This is a genomic window from Hydrogenophaga sp. 2FB (genome assembly GCF_005503365.1).
Classification (GTDB): domain Bacteria; phylum Pseudomonadota; class Gammaproteobacteria; order Burkholderiales; family Burkholderiaceae_C; genus Hydrogenophaga.
In genome coordinates this window covers 1-13521 of the sequence record NZ_SCML01000068.1, presented here as the reverse complement: position 1 = coordinate 13521, position 13521 = coordinate 1, and the positions used below count along the sequence as shown (strand labels likewise).

Genomic DNA, 13521 nt, shown 5'->3' with positions numbered 1-13521 from the left:
AAAAAAGCGCCTCTCGGCGCTTTTTTGTGTTGGAGGCCCGAGCAAGGTGGATCAACCACCATGACCGTTTACATCCAGTAGACGAGGATGTACAGGCCCAGCCACACCACGTCCACGAAGTGCCAGTACCAGGCAGCGCCTTCGAAGCCGAAGTGGCGCTCGGCGGTGAAGTGGCCCTTCTGCAGGCGCAGGGTGATGAACAGCAGCATCAACATACCGACGAACACGTGAAAACCGTGGAAGCCAGTGAGCATGAAGAAGGTGGAACCGAACACGCCCGACGAGAGCTTGAGGTTCAGGTCGGCGTAGGCATGGGCGTACTCATAGCCTTGAACGCACAGGAACACGATACCCAACACCACCGTCATCCACATGAAGGCGATGGTCTTGCCGCGGTTGCCCACTTGCAGGGCGTGGTGGGCAATGGTCAGCGTGACGCCCGAGGTCAGCAGCAGCGCGGTGTTGATGGTGGGCAGCCAGAACGGGCCCATCGTCTGGAAGGGATCAACGATGCCACCCGGCGACGCGGTCGCACCGGCCTGAAGGCTCGGCCACACGGCGGTGAAATCGGGCCAGATCAGCGAGTTTTCAATGCTGCCCAGCGCCGGCACCGAGTGCGTGCGGGTCCACCACAGGGCGGTGAAGAAAGCACCGAAGAACATCACTTCGGAGAAGATGAACCAGCTCATGCTCCAGCGGAACGAGAGGTCGATCTTGCGGCCGTACATGCCGGTCTCGCTTTCGTGCACCGACTCGCTGAACCACTGGAACAGCACGAACAGCCAGAACACCAGGCCGAATGCCAGCGAGTAAGCACCCCAGCCGTGGCCGTTGACCCACTGACCGGCGCCCAGGATGACGAAGAAGAGACCGATGGCGGCCATCACCGGGTGGCGCGACGGACCGGGAACAAAGTAGTAGGGCGTCGTGCCTTGTGTTGTTGCTGACATGCTCACTCCTGTTTGCTTTCGCTTGTATCTAATATCAAAGAATCAAAAATCGTCTTGCTGTGCCGTGTCTCAACCGACAACCCAGTTCACCACCAGGATCAACACCAGCACGAAGAGGAGCGCCATACCCACGCCCACCGCCATCAGGTGCAGGGGGTTGAGCTTGGAAATGTCCTTCTGGTAGTCGGCATTGCGACGGATGCCCAGAAAGCCCCATGCCACGGCCCTGACCGTGTCCATGAAAGTACCTTTGCGCCGGGAATCCTGAGGATCAGAGGGTGTCGGTGTGTTCATACGTCCCCCGTCGGCTTGAGCGGTTCAGGGCTTTTGGCTTGCGGCGCGGCGTCGGTGGTCGGCGCGGCCGGCACCTTGCCACCCACTTCGAAGAAGGTGTAGGACAGGGTGATGGTGGTCACGTCCTTGGACAGCCGTGGGTCGATCACGAACGCCACAGGCCATTCCTTCTTCTCGCCGGGTTGCAGCGTGTACTGCGTGAAGCAAAAACACTCCAGCTTGTTGAAGTGCGCCGCGGCCTGCTTGGGCGCGTAACTGGGCACCGCCTGTGCCGCCATGGTGCGGTTCTGGATGTTCTGGAATTCGTACATCACCGTGGTCAGCTCGCCCGGGTGCACCTGCAGCGAACGCACGGCAGGCTTGAAGTGCCAGGGACCACGGGTGTTGGTGTCGAACTCGACGCTGATGGTGCGCGTGCGGTCCACCTGCGTGTTCGCGGGCAGATTCGGGGCGCCGGGCACACGCAACTCCGAGACCGCCAGCACATTGATGCCCAGGGCTTCGCAGATGTGGCGGTAGATCGGCACCAGCGCATACCCGAAGGCAAACATGCCCAGCGCGATCACGCAGAGCTTGCCCACCATGTTGAGGTTGTCGCGTCGAAGTGCCACGTCGATATTCCAGTCTGTCGGACTGCCGACCTCAGAGGCCGAACAGGAACCGTTTGCCGATGAACCCGATGAAAAACACGATCGCCACCGACGCCAGGATCAGACCCAGGCGGCGGTTGCTCTTCTTTTGTTCGGGTGTCATCGCGTGTTCAACCAATGTTCGCATCAACTCAGCCAATCACCTTGGTGGCGGTGGCGTCGAGCTTGGGTGGGTTTTCGAAGGTGTGGAACGGCGCCGGCGACGGCACTTCCCACTCCAGGCCCACGGCACCCTCCCAGGGGTTCTGCGGGGCCTTCTCGCCCTTGCCACGCATGGCGGGAATGATCACGGACACAAAGAAGTACACCTGCGCCAGACCGAAACCGAGCGCGCCGACCGAGGCGATCGCGTTGAAGTCGGCGAACTGCATCGGGTAGTCGGCGTAGCGGCGTGGCATGCCGGCCAGGCCCAGGAAGTGCATCGGGAAGAAGGTGATGTTGAACGAGATCATCGACCACCAGAAGTGGATCTTGCCGCGCGTTTCGCTGTACATCACGCCAGTCCATTTGGGCAGCCAGTAGTAGATGCCGGAGAACATGGCGAACAGCGAACCCGCCACCAGCACGTAGTGGAAGTGCGCCACCACGTAGTAGGTGTCCTGCATCTGGATGTCGATCGGTGCGACCGACAGGATCAGGCCCGTGAACCCGCCCACGGTGAAGACGAAGATGAAGCCGACAGCCCACAGCATGGGGGTTTCGAACGTCATCGAGCCCTTCCACATGGTCGCGACCCAGTTGAAGATCTTCACGCCCGTGGGCACGGCGATCAACATGGTGGAGTACATGAAGAACAGCTGGCCCGTCACCGGCATGCCGGTGGTGAACATGTGGTGCGCCCACACGACGAAGGACAGAATGGCGATGGAACCGGTGGCGTACACCATGGAGGCGTAGCCGAACAGCTTCTTGCGCGCGAAGGCGGGCACGACCTGGCTCACGATGCCGAAGGCCGGCAAGATCATGATGTACACCTCGGGGTGGCCGAAGAACCAGAAGATGTGCTGGTACATCACCGGGTCGCCGCCGCCAGCGGGGTTGAAGAAGCTCGTGCCGAAGTGGCGGTCGGTCAGCGTCATGGTGATCGCGCCAGCCAGCACGGGCATCACGGCGATCAGCAGGTAGGCGGTGATGAGCCAGGTCCAGCAGAACATGGGCATCTTCATCAGCGTCATGCCGGGCGCGCGCATGTTCAGGATGGTCACGATGATGTTGATCGAACCCATGATCGACGACGCGCCCAGGATGTGCATGGCAAAAATGCCGGCATCCATTGAAGGGCCCATCTGCAGCGTCAGCGGCGCGTAGAGCGTCCAGCCGGCGGCGGGTGCGCCACCAGGCATGAAGAACGACGCCACGAGCATGATGGCCGCGGGGATCATCAGCCAGAAGCTGAAGTTGTTCATCCGCGCGAAGGCCATGTCGCCCGCGCCGATCTGCAGCGGGATCATCCAGTTCGCGAAGCCCACGAAGGCCGGCATGATGGCGCCGAACACCATGATCAGGCCGTGCATGGTGGTGAGCTGGTTGAACAGCTCGGGGTTGACCAGTTGCAGGCCGGGCTGGAACAGCTCGGCGCGGATCAGCAGCGCCAGGACGCCGCCGATCATCAGCATGGTGAAGGCGAACAGCAGGTACAGCGTGCCGATGTCTTTGTGGTTGGTGGCATAGACCCAGCGACGCCAGCCCACAGGGGCGTGGTGGTGATCGTGGTCGTCGTGGCCGTGTGCACCGTGGTGGTCAAGAACTGCACTCATGGTCGATTCCTTTGAGACTCAATATTTTTCTGTCAAACAGATCACTTGCGGGCAGCCAGCACTTCGGCCGGTTGCACGATCTGCTCGGTCTTGTTCGACCAGTTGTTCTTCGCGTAGGTCATCACCGCGGCCAGCTCGGTATCGGAGAGCTGCTTCCATGAAGGCATGGCACCGCCGGCGGCGCCATGGAGCACCACGTTGATCATCTTGGCGTGATCCTTGTCGGTCACGATCGCGGAACCATCGAGCGGCTTGATCGGACCAGCGCCCTTGCCATTGGCCTGGTGGCACGCGGCGCAATTGGCGGCGTACACGGATTCGCCACGTTTGACCAGATCGGCCAGCGTCCAGACCTTGTTCGGGTCATCGGCGGCAGCGGCCATGGCCTTCTGGCGTCCGGTCACCCAGGCGGTGTATTCCTCAGCGCTCACCACCTTCACGTGGATCGGCATGTAGGCGTGTTCCTTGCCGCAGAGCTCGGCGCACTGGCCGTAGAAGTCGCCGGTTTTTTCCGCGCGGAACCAGGTGTCGCGCACGAAACCGGGGATGGCATCCTGCTTCACGCCGAAGGCGGGGACCATCCAGGCGTGGATCACGTCGTTGGCCGTGGTGATGATGCGGATCTTCTTGTTCACCGGCACGACGAGCGGGTTGTCGACCTTGAGCAGGTAGTCGTCGGTGGCTTCGGGCTTGCCGCTGTTGGACATCACGCGCTGGTTGTTGTCCAGGGTGGAGAGGAAGCCAATGCCCTCGCCTTCGCCCTTGATGTAGTCATAGCCCCACTTCCACTGCATGCCCGTGGCCTTGATGGTCAGGTCGCTGTTGGTGGTGTCTTTCTGGGCCACCAGCACCTTGGTGGCGGGCAGCGCCATGCCGATGACGATGAAGAAGGGGATGATGGTCCAGCCCAGCTCCACCCAGATCGGCTCTGGCAGCGCCTCGGCCTTGTGCCCGGCCGACTTGCGGTGCTTGACGATGGAATAGAACATCACGCCAAAGACGATGAGGAAGATGACGGTGCACAAGATCATCATGAACCAGTGCAGCCAGTGCTGTTCCTCGGCGATGCGCGTCACCGGCGGATGGAAGTTCAGCTGGTTGACCGCAGGGCCACCGGCCAGATCCTTCACCGCCTGAGCAGCGACCGTGGTCCAGGCGCCTGCGCCCAACGCCAGCGTGGTGCCCACAGCGCGGATTGCGGTCCACCGGTTTCGTAGGGAATGCACCTTTTTATTCGTCGTACTCACTTTAAGCGCCTCAAATATAAGTATTGATTTATATCAATGCCGATTAGAACAAATTTTCCGGGCTCACCCACCCAAAACCCACCGTCACGAGACACGCAACGAGCGAACAGACAGACACATGGAGGCAAGCGCCATCCCGGTTGTGCGAGCGCCACCGAACGGTTCGTTTCAGCGACCACACCCTGCCTTGGTCAGGTGGGGTTGCGAAACGGAAAGCGTTGGAGGCCAGGCTCACCACCCACCACCGGTTCAAGCCGCGCTCGGCCACATGAGGCGCGCGCGTTGACGCAGGGAAAACACCCTTGAAATCTGGATCGCCGCCAATTGTAGCGGCGAGCGCATCGCCGCCTCCCGATAAAGCCGGCACATCCGACTCGAACAATGCGAGGGTCAGCCCCTGCGGCCACGCAGCATCGCGCGCATGTCTTCCATCGGGACGGCGGTGGACGGCCCCATCGGCACCCGCGGAACGGGCTTGAATGCGTGGCCGTAGATGATTTCGAAGGTCAGCAACAACCGGCCATCGGCTGCACGCGGCAGGCCCGTTTCAATCGCTTCGCACAACTGGGCACGCCAGTGGCGCGACCGACAGGCGGGAAAGCGCTCGGCAAACAGGTTGCGTCCCAAACTACGCAATTCGGCCAGCAGGGGCTCGGCGCCGCTGTACGACAAGGTGATGCGCTCCATGTCCATCACCGGTTCGGCAAAGCCGCCGTGCACCAGCATGTCGCCCCAGTCGTGCATGTCGGTGAACGCATGGGATGGCGCAGGCCAGCCCTGCTGCGCGTACACAGCGCGCAATTCGCGCAAGCTGTCGGGTCCGAGGCAGGAAAACATCAGAAAGCCGTCGGTTTCGATGTGCGCGTTCCAGCGTTTGAGCAGGGTTTGGGGGCGCGACTCCATGTGCAGGGCCATGTTGGCCCACAACATGCGCACACGCGTGTTGTCGTTGGCGGCCTGCGGGCCTTTGCCCCGCCCCCAACTCAAGGGATTCCAGGCCGACGCGCCGGCTTCCCGCGTGGCCTCCAGCGCTTGCGGCAGGCGCTGCGCCGCGACATGGCACGGTGCATCGGGCAACTGCGCGCGAATCTGCCGGTGTGCCACCAGTCCGCCGTTCACGGGTTCCCAATGCATCCAGCTCGACGGCGGCTCGCGAAACCATTTCAAGCGCTCGACCATGCGCGAGGCCACTTCTTCGTGCAGCCAGGGACTGGTGGACACCGCACGCCGCAGCCAGCGCAAGGCGGCCACGGGGTCCATGCCCGGCACGGGGGTTTCAGGGGAAGTGGAGGCGTTCAAACAACAAGCGGGCGGGGCCGGACCAATGGGGCGTCCCAGTATATTGGCCCCATGTTCACTCCCTGGCGTGCTCTGTGGAATTCCCTGCCCGGCATCTGCCAGGTGTGCGGTGCGTGGCCGTCCAGCGCGGTGTGCGGCGCCTGCGCCGAGCGCTTTCAGGGCGAACGCCAGCGCTGCGCCGGTTGCGCGGCGCCCTTGCTCACGGGCACACCGCTGTGCGGCGCCTGCCTGAAGCAACCCGCGCCGCTGCAGGCCTGCGTGGCGGCGGTGGACTACGCCTATCCATGGAACGACTTGATCGCCCGTTTCAAGTTTCGCAACGAACCCGGTTGGGCCGGCCCCTTTGCGCGCCGGATGCTGTGCGCACCGCAAGCGGCCGAGTTGCTCTCACGGTGCGACCTGGTGGTGCCCGTGCCGCTCACCCCGGCGCGACTCGCCCATCGCGGATACAACCAGGCCTGGGAACTCGTGAAAGCGTTGCGCCGCGGGCTCCCTCACGATGTGGCGGTTCAGGCCGACGTGCTCGTGCGGTTGCTGGAAACCCCCGATCAGCACAGCCTCGCGCGCGAGCAGCGCCTGCAGAACCTGCAGGGTGTGTTTGCGCCCCACCCGCAACGCCTCCATCTGATCGAACAGGCCCATGTCCTGCTCGTGGATGACGTGATGACCACAGGCGCTACCCTGCACGCGGCGGCCCACGCGCTTCGGCAGGCCGGTGCCGCCCAGGTCAGCGCCATGGTGTTCGCGCGCACGGCACCCCCCAACACCGCGTAAGCTCCGTCGCCCGCGCAAACCTATACCGCTTCCATGTTCCATATCGTTCTTGTCGAGCCCGAGATTCCGCCCAACACGGGCAACGTGATCCGGCTCAGCGCCAACACCGGCTGCACGCTGCACCTCATCGAGCCGCTGGGGTTTTCAATGGACGACAAACACATGCGCCGGGCCGGACTCGACTACCACGAGTACGCCGACCTGCGCCGCCACGCCGACTGGCCCAGCTTCCTGCGCGCCGAATCGCCCGATCCGCAACGCATGTTCGCCTTCACCACCCGCGGCAGCCACAGCGTGTTCGACAACCGCTTTCAGGCTGGCGACTGGCTGGTGTTCGGCTCGGAAACGCGCGGCTTGTCGGAGCCTTTGCGCGAATCGTTTGCGCCCACCCAGCGCCTGCGCTTGCCCATGGTGGCCGGCCAACGCAGCCTCAACCTGTCCAACGCCGTGGCGGTCACGGTGTTTGAGGCCTGGCGCCAATTGCAGTTTGCCGTGCCCTTCCGTGATGCAGGTCACGCAGACGGCGGGTAGCGAAAATCAGGCGCTGTGGTTCGCACGCACCATCACCCTGTTCGCCTGATCCAAGCCCCAGTCACAAGCCAGGGCGTTGCGTTTTCCCCAGAAGGAAGCATGGAGACCCACTTGATCAACGCCCTCACACGGATGCTCCGCGTGAACCTCGCACCCCGGCAGCGGTCTGCCCGAACCGCCAGCCTCAAAGATCTGGCCCAGATCCGGCGCCAGCTGGAGCGCAGCATTGACGATTGCACGAGCGAGTCCGCGCAACGCCTGCGCAAGAAGATCGACGAGGCACGCACCCCTCTGGAACTCTGGCTGCTGCGCAACGACGCCTACCAGCTGATCTCCCAGCGGCACGATCAATCGGTCGCCGCGCGCCGCATCAACACCCTCATCCACAGCTTCGAGGGCTGGCTCGAGCCCAAGCAGCTCGTGCGCATCAAATAAGTCGTCTGCCCTCGCTCAGGGGTACTGACGCACCAGCGATTCTGCGAAGCACACCGGCTTTTCCGCCCCTTCGCGCTCCACCACCACCGCCCAGGTCATCTGTTGCCCGCCCTGTTCGATGGGCTCGCAGGCTTGCAGCGTGAGGCGCGCGCGCACGCGGCTGCCCACCGGCACCGGCGCGGTGAAACGCACGCGGTTCAAGCCGTAGTTCACACCCATGCGCGAATCGCCGATGGTGAATGCGGATTCAAAAAACACCGGCAACAACGACAACGTCAGAAAGCCGTGGGCAATGGGGCCGCCGAAGGGCCCCGCCTTGGCACGCTCCACGTCCACATGAATCCATTGGTGGTCGCCCGTGGCCTCGGCAAAGCGGTTGACTTGCTCCTGGGTGATGGTGACCCAATCGCTGACGGCCACTTCCTGGCCCACACAGGCCGCGAGCGCGGCCAGGGATTCGATTTTTTTCATGCGGCTCACTGTAGCGCGGGCCCCAAGGCCACGCCTGTCGGGCCGGCGACAGAACGCGGCGTGGTCAGCGGTCGAGCCAGTCGCAGATGCCCTGCCACTGGTTCACGTCCTTCTCCACCCGGCTGGGTGCCACGTCGAACAACGTGAGGCCGCGCGCGGCGAGGTGCACGTAGTTCTGGGTGTCGCGCAAGGCGCCGAGCACCGGCAGGCCCAGGCCGGTCAGAAATTCACCCAGCTTGTCGGCGGCAATGGTGCGCATGTCCACCCGCATGCCGACGATGCCGACCTGCAGCTTGCCGGCTCGGCGGGATTCGGCCAGCTCATCGATGAATGCGCGCGTGGCGTAGATGTCGAAGATGCTGGGCTGCAGCGGCACCAGGACCTTGTCGGCAACCTTGAGCACCTCTTTCAGGCGCGTGCCGTGCATGCCGGCAGGGGTGTCGAGCACGACGTGGGTGACGTCCTTGGGCGGGCGCGCGATCAGGTCCTCGGACACATCCCAGGTCTGGATCGGCCGCGCCTCGGGCGGCCGCAGCTTGAGCCACAGCGCCGACGACTGCTGCCGATCCGCGTCGCCCAGCATGACGGAGCGCCCCTTGCGGGCGAAGTACCCTGCCACGTTGGTCGACAGCGTGGACTTGCCCACGCCTCCTTTGGGATTGGCAACCAACACGACGGGCATACGAGGCTCCTTGTTGTGCGGACGCCCCACGAGAACAGCTCGGTGGGGGAGGACGGGATCGAGCCCCTATGTTATCGCCACCGCGTCCCACACCAGTTTGCAGCCCGTGAGGAACATCCCGAGGTAGAGCAGCCGATAGAACAGTTGGGGCTTGATCCGATGGGCAATGCGCACGCCCGCCCAGACGCCCAGCGGGGCGAACGGCAGCAGCGCCAGTGACGTCAGCATGTTGTTCACGTCGAGCAGTCCCAACCACGCGTACGGAATCCACTTGGACAGGTTCATGAAGAAAAAGAAGAAGGCCAGGGTGCCGGAAAAGACCACCGGCGACAGGCGCAGCGGAATCACATAGGCATTGATCGGCGGCCCGCCCGCATGGGCGATGAAGCTGGTGAAACCGGAGGTGCACGAGAGCAGCAGACCCACCCACTTCGGGGGCGGCTTGCTGTCCGCTCGCGGCGGAAACACCAGGCGCTGCGCCAGGAACAGCAGCGTCACCACGCCAACGATCCCCGCCACCACCTTCGGGTCGAGCTCCCTGAACAGCAATGCGCCCACCACGATGCCCAGCAGGCCCGGCGGCAGCATGAACATCAGCAAGCGCCGGTCCACGTTCTTTCGAAATGCCGCCATGCCCAGCAGGTCCATGAGCAACAACACCGGCATGAGAATGGCCGCGGCCTGCGGCACTGTCACGGCCATCGCCATCAAGGGCACGGCCAGCGAGCCAAAGCCCGCGCCGAAGCCACTCTTGCTGATGCCCAGCAGCAGCACCGCGGGAATCGCGACGGCATAAAAGGTGGGGTCGGTGATCAGGAACATGGGACGACAATCCGGCGATGCAAAACGTTCAATTCTGGGGTGAGTCGGTGCGCTTGCTGGTGGAGCTGGCGGCCACGGCCGCGTTCGCGCTCTCGGGCATCCTCATGGGCGCGCGCACGCGGCTCGATGCGGTGGGTGTGGCGGTGGTGGGCTTTCTGGCCGCGTTCGGGGGCGGCACGCTGCGCGATCTGCTGCTCGATCAGCGGCCTTTCTTCTGGGTTCAGCATGTGGAGATGTTGTGGGGCGTGCTCGGGCTGTGCGTGCTGGCCATGGTGTTCCTGCGCCAACAACACGTTGGACTGACCGAGCGCGCGATCCAGTGGCCCGATGCCTTCGGCCTGGGCCTGTTCACCGCCACGGGCGTGCACCAGGCGCTGTTGCTGCAAATGCCCGCGCTGGTGGCGGTGCTCATGGGCCTGATCACGGGCGTGTTCGGCGGGGTTCTGCGGGACGTGGTGTGCAACCAGATCCCCACCGCGTTTCGCGACCACCGGCCCTACGCGCTGTGCGCATTCGCGGGCGGCTGGTTGTACGTGGGCCTGTGGCACCTGCAGGTGCCGGGGTGGCTGGCGTTGGTGGCATGCGTTCTGGTCACTGCGGGGCTTCGCGCCCTGGCCCTGTGGCGCAACTGGCAGTTGCCGATGTGGAAGTTTTGAGCGCATGCACAGCCAAGGACTGTAACCAGCCCCGCACAAGGGCGGGCAGCATGCGGGACAATTCCCCACCATGTTCAACCCCACCCAGGCCGACGTGCGTCGGTTTTTCTGCGCTGTACACGCCAAACGCCTGCAACAGCAACCCATGGAAGCCATCGAGACACTGGCCGGCCAGTGGATCGCGGAGCATCCCGAGCACCACGCCGAACTGGCCGACGTCGACGCGGCCCTGGCGCGTCTGGGCGAAGCGGATACCGCGCGCGACAACCCCTTCCTGCACCTGTCCATGCACCTGTCGATCAGCGAGCAGTGCAGCATCGACCAGCCCCCCGGCATTCGCCAGGCCGTGGAATTGCTGGCCGCGCGGCGCGGTGACCTGCATGCCGCGCACCACGAGGTGATGGAGTGCCTGGGCACCATGCTGTGGGAGAGCCAGCGTGCCGGGCGGCCGCCCGACGGGCAGGCTTACATCGACGCAGTGCGACGCCGCGCGACAAAAGACTGAGAGATCTCAGTCCAGCAACGCGGCCCGCTTCCAGGCGGCCTGAGCCGCTTCGACGTCTTCGCGCTCCTCGGCCAGCAAGGCCAGGGCGCGCCAGGTGCGGCGCAGCAGCGCAGGGTCGGAGAGGCTGTGGCTGGCCATGCCCAGCATTTGCGCAGCCTTGCCCCAGAGTTGGCGTTGCATGCAGGCCTGCCCGGTCAGGTACTGCAAAAACCCGTTCTGCGGCCATTGGCGTTGCAGGTGTTCCAGCCGCGCAAGCCCTGCGGCATCGATCTCGACCAGGCCCGGCTCCGCCGCCATCACCAGCGTGCGCTGCTGGGACGGGTCCAGCGCGTCAAGTCCGGCCCACAAGGGTTCGAGCCAGGCGCGCACGCGTGTGTGGGCATCGGCCTGTTCCGATTCGCTCACCGCGAGTTGGTTGGCGCGGCGCGCCGCGGCCAGCGCCAGCTCGGGCATGGCGCGCTCGGTCGCATCCAGACCGTTCCAGACGTCCACGAGCTGCGCCAGGTCATGAGCTTCGCGCAGGGCATCGAGCGCCAGACCGCGCACGATGCTGCGCGAGGCCTCGGGCGAGAAGGCGCGGTGTTTGGCCAGCAGGCGCGCGGTTTCGAGGGCTTCGGTGGTGGCACCCCCGAGCCGGGCGACGCGCAACCGCAGGCGCAGCGCCTGGATGCGCCGGCCCGCACCCTGCGGCAACTCGGCCAGGCGCGCGCGCGCGGCGTCGGCGTCGCGGTCCTCCACGGACCAGCGCACCGCGCGCAACAGCGCACCTTCGTGGGCATCGGGCGCGCTTTTCGACAGCTTTGGGCTCAGCGCGGCTTGCAGGTTTTCATCGCGCCGTTCGCGGTTCTGCAAAGCCTGGGCGCTCTCTGCGAGCAGCAGGTGCGCGAGCAACTGGAGCTGGTCGCGCCGCGGCCACTGCCCGGGGGGCACGTTCTTGAGTTGATCGATGGCCTGCTGCGCCGACGACTGCGCGCGCACGAAACGGCCCGCCAGCTGGAGCGACAGCGCGTCCATGACCATGCCCACCACCGAGCGCTCCATCTGCTGGCTGCGCCAGCGCTGGGCCTGCGCGGGCAGGTCGCGCAGCAAGGACAGCGCGCGCAGCGCGGCGTGCAACAGCACGAAGCCAGCGATCAGGCAGAAGACGACGAAGTTGAAGGAGACGTCGAAACGGTAGGGCGGCCAGAACAGCGTGAGCGTGGACTCGTTGTGACCGACCAGCAGCGCCAGCGCCACGGCCAGCGCAGCGAGCGCGAGCAACCAGAACACGCTGCGCATGGCACCACCAAAACGCGCGGGCATCAGCGTCCCCCTGCGGCAGCGGCCAGCGCCGTGAGGGTTTCCTCGGGCCGCGGCAGATCGCTGTCGACAAGGTCTTTGCGCAGGCGCGCGAGCGCGGCCTGCGCCGTGGTGACGCGTGGCGAAGTCGTGTCGAAATAGCGCCCCAACGCGGCTTCGACGGCCATCAGGTCGGCCTGGCTGGCCTGCATGTGGCGTGCCAGCAGGCCCAGGCGTGCGTTGAGCAGTTTGAGCTTGAGGTTCTCACGCATGAAGAGGGCCTGGTCGGGCGCGAGCAGGATCGCCTCGGGCCGGTCGATGCGGCTCACGCGCACCAGCTCGCGGCCGCTGCGGGTGAGGTCGGCCCAGATGCGCGACCACGCCGACGACCACCACGCCGCCACGTTGTTCCAGCTCCGGTCGAGGCCGCTCGTGGCCTCTGCGGTGTCTGGTGCGGGCTCGGGTGCGGCAGGCGCCGGCTCGGGCGCCACGCCGCCTTTGCGCGCCTTGGCGGCGGCGGCCTTGGCGGGCGCCGCCAGCACGGGCTGGCCCACCTGGTTCAACAAGGGCCATTCGTCCACCTGGCGCGCCAGGTCGTCGAGTTGCAGCACGAGCGCGGGGATGTCGGTCAAGGCCGAGCCCCGGATGCGCTGAATGTCGCGGCCGATGGCGCGCTGCACCGGGTTCAACCGCGGTTGCGCGGCGCGCGCGATGCGCAGGTCGGCCGCTTGCAGGGCCGACACCAGTGGCTGCGCGCTGCCGGTGAGTTGCGCCTGTTGCTGCGCCAGTCGCAATGCGGATTCGAGGTCCTGCACCAGGTTGTCGTCGCGCGAGCGCGAGAGCGAGAGCATGAGTTCTTCAAGCTGGCTGCGCTGCAGACTGACTTCGGAGAGGCGCAGTTCGGCGACGGCCAGGCGCGCCTGCAGCTCCTGCGTCAGCGCTTCGGCTTGCGCAGCGAGTGTGCGCGCCTCCACGGCCTGTGCGATGGTGTCCTGGCTGCGGCGCGCCAGCTCCTGCTGCGTGAAGCTGAGCTTTTGCCACAGCATGCCGGTGAGCAGCAGCGCGATCGCCGCGATGAGCAGGGCCAGCCAGGTGAAGCCCATGCCGATGCGTCGCGCGGCGGGCACCGGGGCGGTGGCGGGCGCAGGCACGGGTGCTGCGGTGAGGAGG

Annotated in this window: 17 protein-coding genes; 5 read left to right on the top strand and 12 right to left on the bottom strand. The window is 65.2% G+C overall.

Going from position 1 to position 13521, the window contains the following annotated elements; translation table 11 throughout:
- Positions 1-68 precede the first annotated feature (68 nt).
- From FFS09_RS27125 to FFS09_RS27100, 7 genes are all read right to left on the bottom strand, one after another.
- Positions 69-950, bottom strand: coding sequence for a cytochrome c oxidase subunit 3 (locus FFS09_RS27125; protein WP_137922028.1), 882 nt, complete (start codon positions 948-950; stop codon positions 69-71).
- Between the two features lie 69 nt (positions 951-1019).
- The gene (locus FFS09_RS27120; RefSeq protein WP_354595902.1) at positions 1020-1190 is read right to left on the bottom strand and encodes a DUF2970 domain-containing protein; all 171 of its coding nucleotides are present in this window, start codon (positions 1188-1190) and stop codon (positions 1020-1022) included.
- A 50-nt stretch (positions 1191-1240) separates the two neighbouring features.
- Entirely contained in the window at positions 1241-1855 is a 615-nt protein-coding gene (locus FFS09_RS27115; RefSeq protein ID WP_137922026.1) for a cytochrome c oxidase assembly protein, read from the bottom strand.
- A 31-nt stretch (positions 1856-1886) separates the two neighbouring features.
- The gene (locus FFS09_RS30940; RefSeq protein WP_212745170.1) at positions 1887-1997 is read right to left on the bottom strand and encodes a cytochrome oxidase small assembly protein; all 111 of its coding nucleotides are present in this window, start codon (positions 1995-1997) and stop codon (positions 1887-1889) included.
- A 28-nt stretch (positions 1998-2025) separates the two neighbouring features.
- On the bottom strand, positions 2026-3651 hold the full coding sequence (ctaD, locus tag FFS09_RS27110; RefSeq protein ID WP_137922025.1) for a cytochrome c oxidase subunit I: 1626 nt from the start codon (positions 3649-3651) through the stop codon (positions 2026-2028).
- Between the two features lie 41 nt (positions 3652-3692).
- A complete protein-coding gene (gene coxB, locus FFS09_RS27105; protein ID WP_137922051.1) occupies positions 3693-4847 on the bottom strand; it encodes a cytochrome c oxidase subunit II in 1155 nt (384 codons plus the stop codon).
- A gap of 441 nt (positions 4848-5288) precedes the next feature.
- Positions 5289-6158 (bottom strand): methyltransferase domain-containing protein, encoded by an 870-nt coding sequence (locus FFS09_RS27100; RefSeq protein ID WP_137922024.1) that lies wholly within the window; start codon positions 6156-6158, stop codon positions 5289-5291.
- 90 nt (positions 6159-6248) lie between these two features.
- On the opposite strand from FFS09_RS27100, the gene FFS09_RS27095 reads away from it, so the two are divergent.
- The 3 genes from FFS09_RS27095 to FFS09_RS27085 all read left to right on the top strand — a co-directional run bounded on the left by FFS09_RS27095 (position 6249) and on the right by FFS09_RS27085 (position 7937).
- Positions 6249-6971 carry a ComF family protein gene (locus FFS09_RS27095; RefSeq protein ID WP_137922023.1) on the top strand — a complete coding sequence of 241 codons (723 nt, stop codon included), beginning with the start codon at positions 6249-6251 and terminating at the stop codon, positions 6969-6971.
- Positions 6972-7004: 33 nt separating this feature from the next.
- Entirely contained in the window at positions 7005-7502 is a 498-nt protein-coding gene (gene trmL / locus FFS09_RS27090; protein ID WP_137922022.1) for a tRNA (uridine(34)/cytosine(34)/5-carboxymethylaminomethyluridine(34)-2'-O)-methyltransferase TrmL, read from the top strand.
- A gap of 141 nt (positions 7503-7643) precedes the next feature.
- On the top strand, positions 7644-7937 hold the full coding sequence (locus FFS09_RS27085; protein ID WP_212745169.1) for a hypothetical protein: 294 nt from the start codon (positions 7644-7646) through the stop codon (positions 7935-7937).
- Positions 7938-7952: 15 nt separating this feature from the next.
- Here FFS09_RS27085 and FFS09_RS27080 read toward each other — a convergent pair whose 3' ends face one another.
- The 3 genes from FFS09_RS27080 to FFS09_RS27070 all read right to left on the bottom strand — a co-directional run bounded on the left by FFS09_RS27080 (position 7953) and on the right by FFS09_RS27070 (position 9912).
- Positions 7953-8408: a MaoC family dehydratase gene (locus FFS09_RS27080; protein WP_137922020.1), complete on the bottom strand. Its 456-nt coding sequence runs from the start codon at positions 8406-8408 to the stop codon at positions 7953-7955.
- 64 nt (positions 8409-8472) lie between these two features.
- Positions 8473-9090, bottom strand: a complete 618-nt coding sequence (locus FFS09_RS27075) for a nucleotide-binding protein (RefSeq protein WP_137922019.1) — start codon at positions 9088-9090, stop codon at positions 8473-8475.
- Between the two features lie 66 nt (positions 9091-9156).
- A complete protein-coding gene (locus FFS09_RS27070) occupies positions 9157-9912 on the bottom strand; it encodes a sulfite exporter TauE/SafE family protein (protein WP_137922018.1) in 756 nt (251 codons plus the stop codon).
- A gap of 17 nt (positions 9913-9929) precedes the next feature.
- On the opposite strand from FFS09_RS27070, the gene FFS09_RS27065 reads away from it, so the two are divergent.
- The gene (locus FFS09_RS27065) at positions 9930-10568 is read left to right on the top strand and encodes a trimeric intracellular cation channel family protein (protein WP_137922017.1); all 639 of its coding nucleotides are present in this window, start codon (positions 9930-9932) and stop codon (positions 10566-10568) included.
- A 70-nt stretch (positions 10569-10638) separates the two neighbouring features.
- Positions 10639-11073 (top strand): DUF1841 family protein, encoded by a 435-nt coding sequence (locus FFS09_RS27060; RefSeq protein ID WP_137922016.1) that lies wholly within the window; start codon positions 10639-10641, stop codon positions 11071-11073.
- A gap of 6 nt (positions 11074-11079) precedes the next feature.
- Here FFS09_RS27060 and FFS09_RS27055 read toward each other — a convergent pair whose 3' ends face one another.
- Positions 11080-12375 (bottom strand): heme biosynthesis HemY N-terminal domain-containing protein, encoded by a 1296-nt coding sequence (locus FFS09_RS27055; RefSeq protein ID WP_354595901.1) that lies wholly within the window; start codon positions 12373-12375, stop codon positions 11080-11082.
- Positions 12375-13521: uroporphyrinogen-III C-methyltransferase (locus tag FFS09_RS27050; protein ID WP_252374540.1), on the bottom strand; the 1147-nt coding region annotated here is incomplete at its 5' end. The genes FFS09_RS27055 and FFS09_RS27050, both read right to left, overlap by 1 nt.

Coding starts and splice junctions, on each gene's coding strand:
- FFS09_RS27125 (WP_137922028.1), bottom strand. CDS start 950: ATGTCAGCAACAACACAAGGCACGACGCCCTACTACTTTGTTCCCGGT.
- FFS09_RS27120 (WP_354595902.1), bottom strand. CDS start 1,190: ATGGACACGGTCAGGGCCGTGGCATGGGGCTTTCTGGGCATCCGTCGC.
- FFS09_RS30940 (WP_212745170.1), bottom strand. CDS start 1,997: ATGACACCCGAACAAAAGAAGAGCAACCGCCGCCTGGGTCTGATCCTG.
- ctaD (WP_137922025.1), bottom strand. CDS start 3,651: ATGAGTGCAGTTCTTGACCACCACGGTGCACACGGCCACGACGACCAC.
- FFS09_RS27100 (WP_137922024.1), bottom strand. CDS start 6,158: ATGGACCCCGTGGCCGCCTTGCGCTGGCTGCGGCGTGCGGTGTCCACC.
- FFS09_RS27095 (WP_137922023.1), top strand. CDS start 6,249: ATGTTCACTCCCTGGCGTGCTCTGTGGAATTCCCTGCCCGGCATCTGC.
- trmL (WP_137922022.1), top strand. CDS start 7,005: ATGTTCCATATCGTTCTTGTCGAGCCCGAGATTCCGCCCAACACGGGC.
- FFS09_RS27080 (WP_137922020.1), bottom strand. CDS start 8,408: ATGAAAAAAATCGAATCCCTGGCCGCGCTCGCGGCCTGTGTGGGCCAG.
- FFS09_RS27075 (WP_137922019.1), bottom strand. CDS start 9,090: ATGCCCGTCGTGTTGGTTGCCAATCCCAAAGGAGGCGTGGGCAAGTCC.
- FFS09_RS27070 (WP_137922018.1), bottom strand. CDS start 9,912: ATGTTCCTGATCACCGACCCCACCTTTTATGCCGTCGCGATTCCCGCG.
- FFS09_RS27065 (WP_137922017.1), top strand. CDS start 9,930: ATGCAAAACGTTCAATTCTGGGGTGAGTCGGTGCGCTTGCTGGTGGAG.
- FFS09_RS27060 (WP_137922016.1), top strand. CDS start 10,639: ATGTTCAACCCCACCCAGGCCGACGTGCGTCGGTTTTTCTGCGCTGTA.
- FFS09_RS27055 (WP_354595901.1), bottom strand. CDS start 12,375: ATGCCCGCGCGTTTTGGTGGTGCCATGCGCAGCGTGTTCTGGTTGCTC.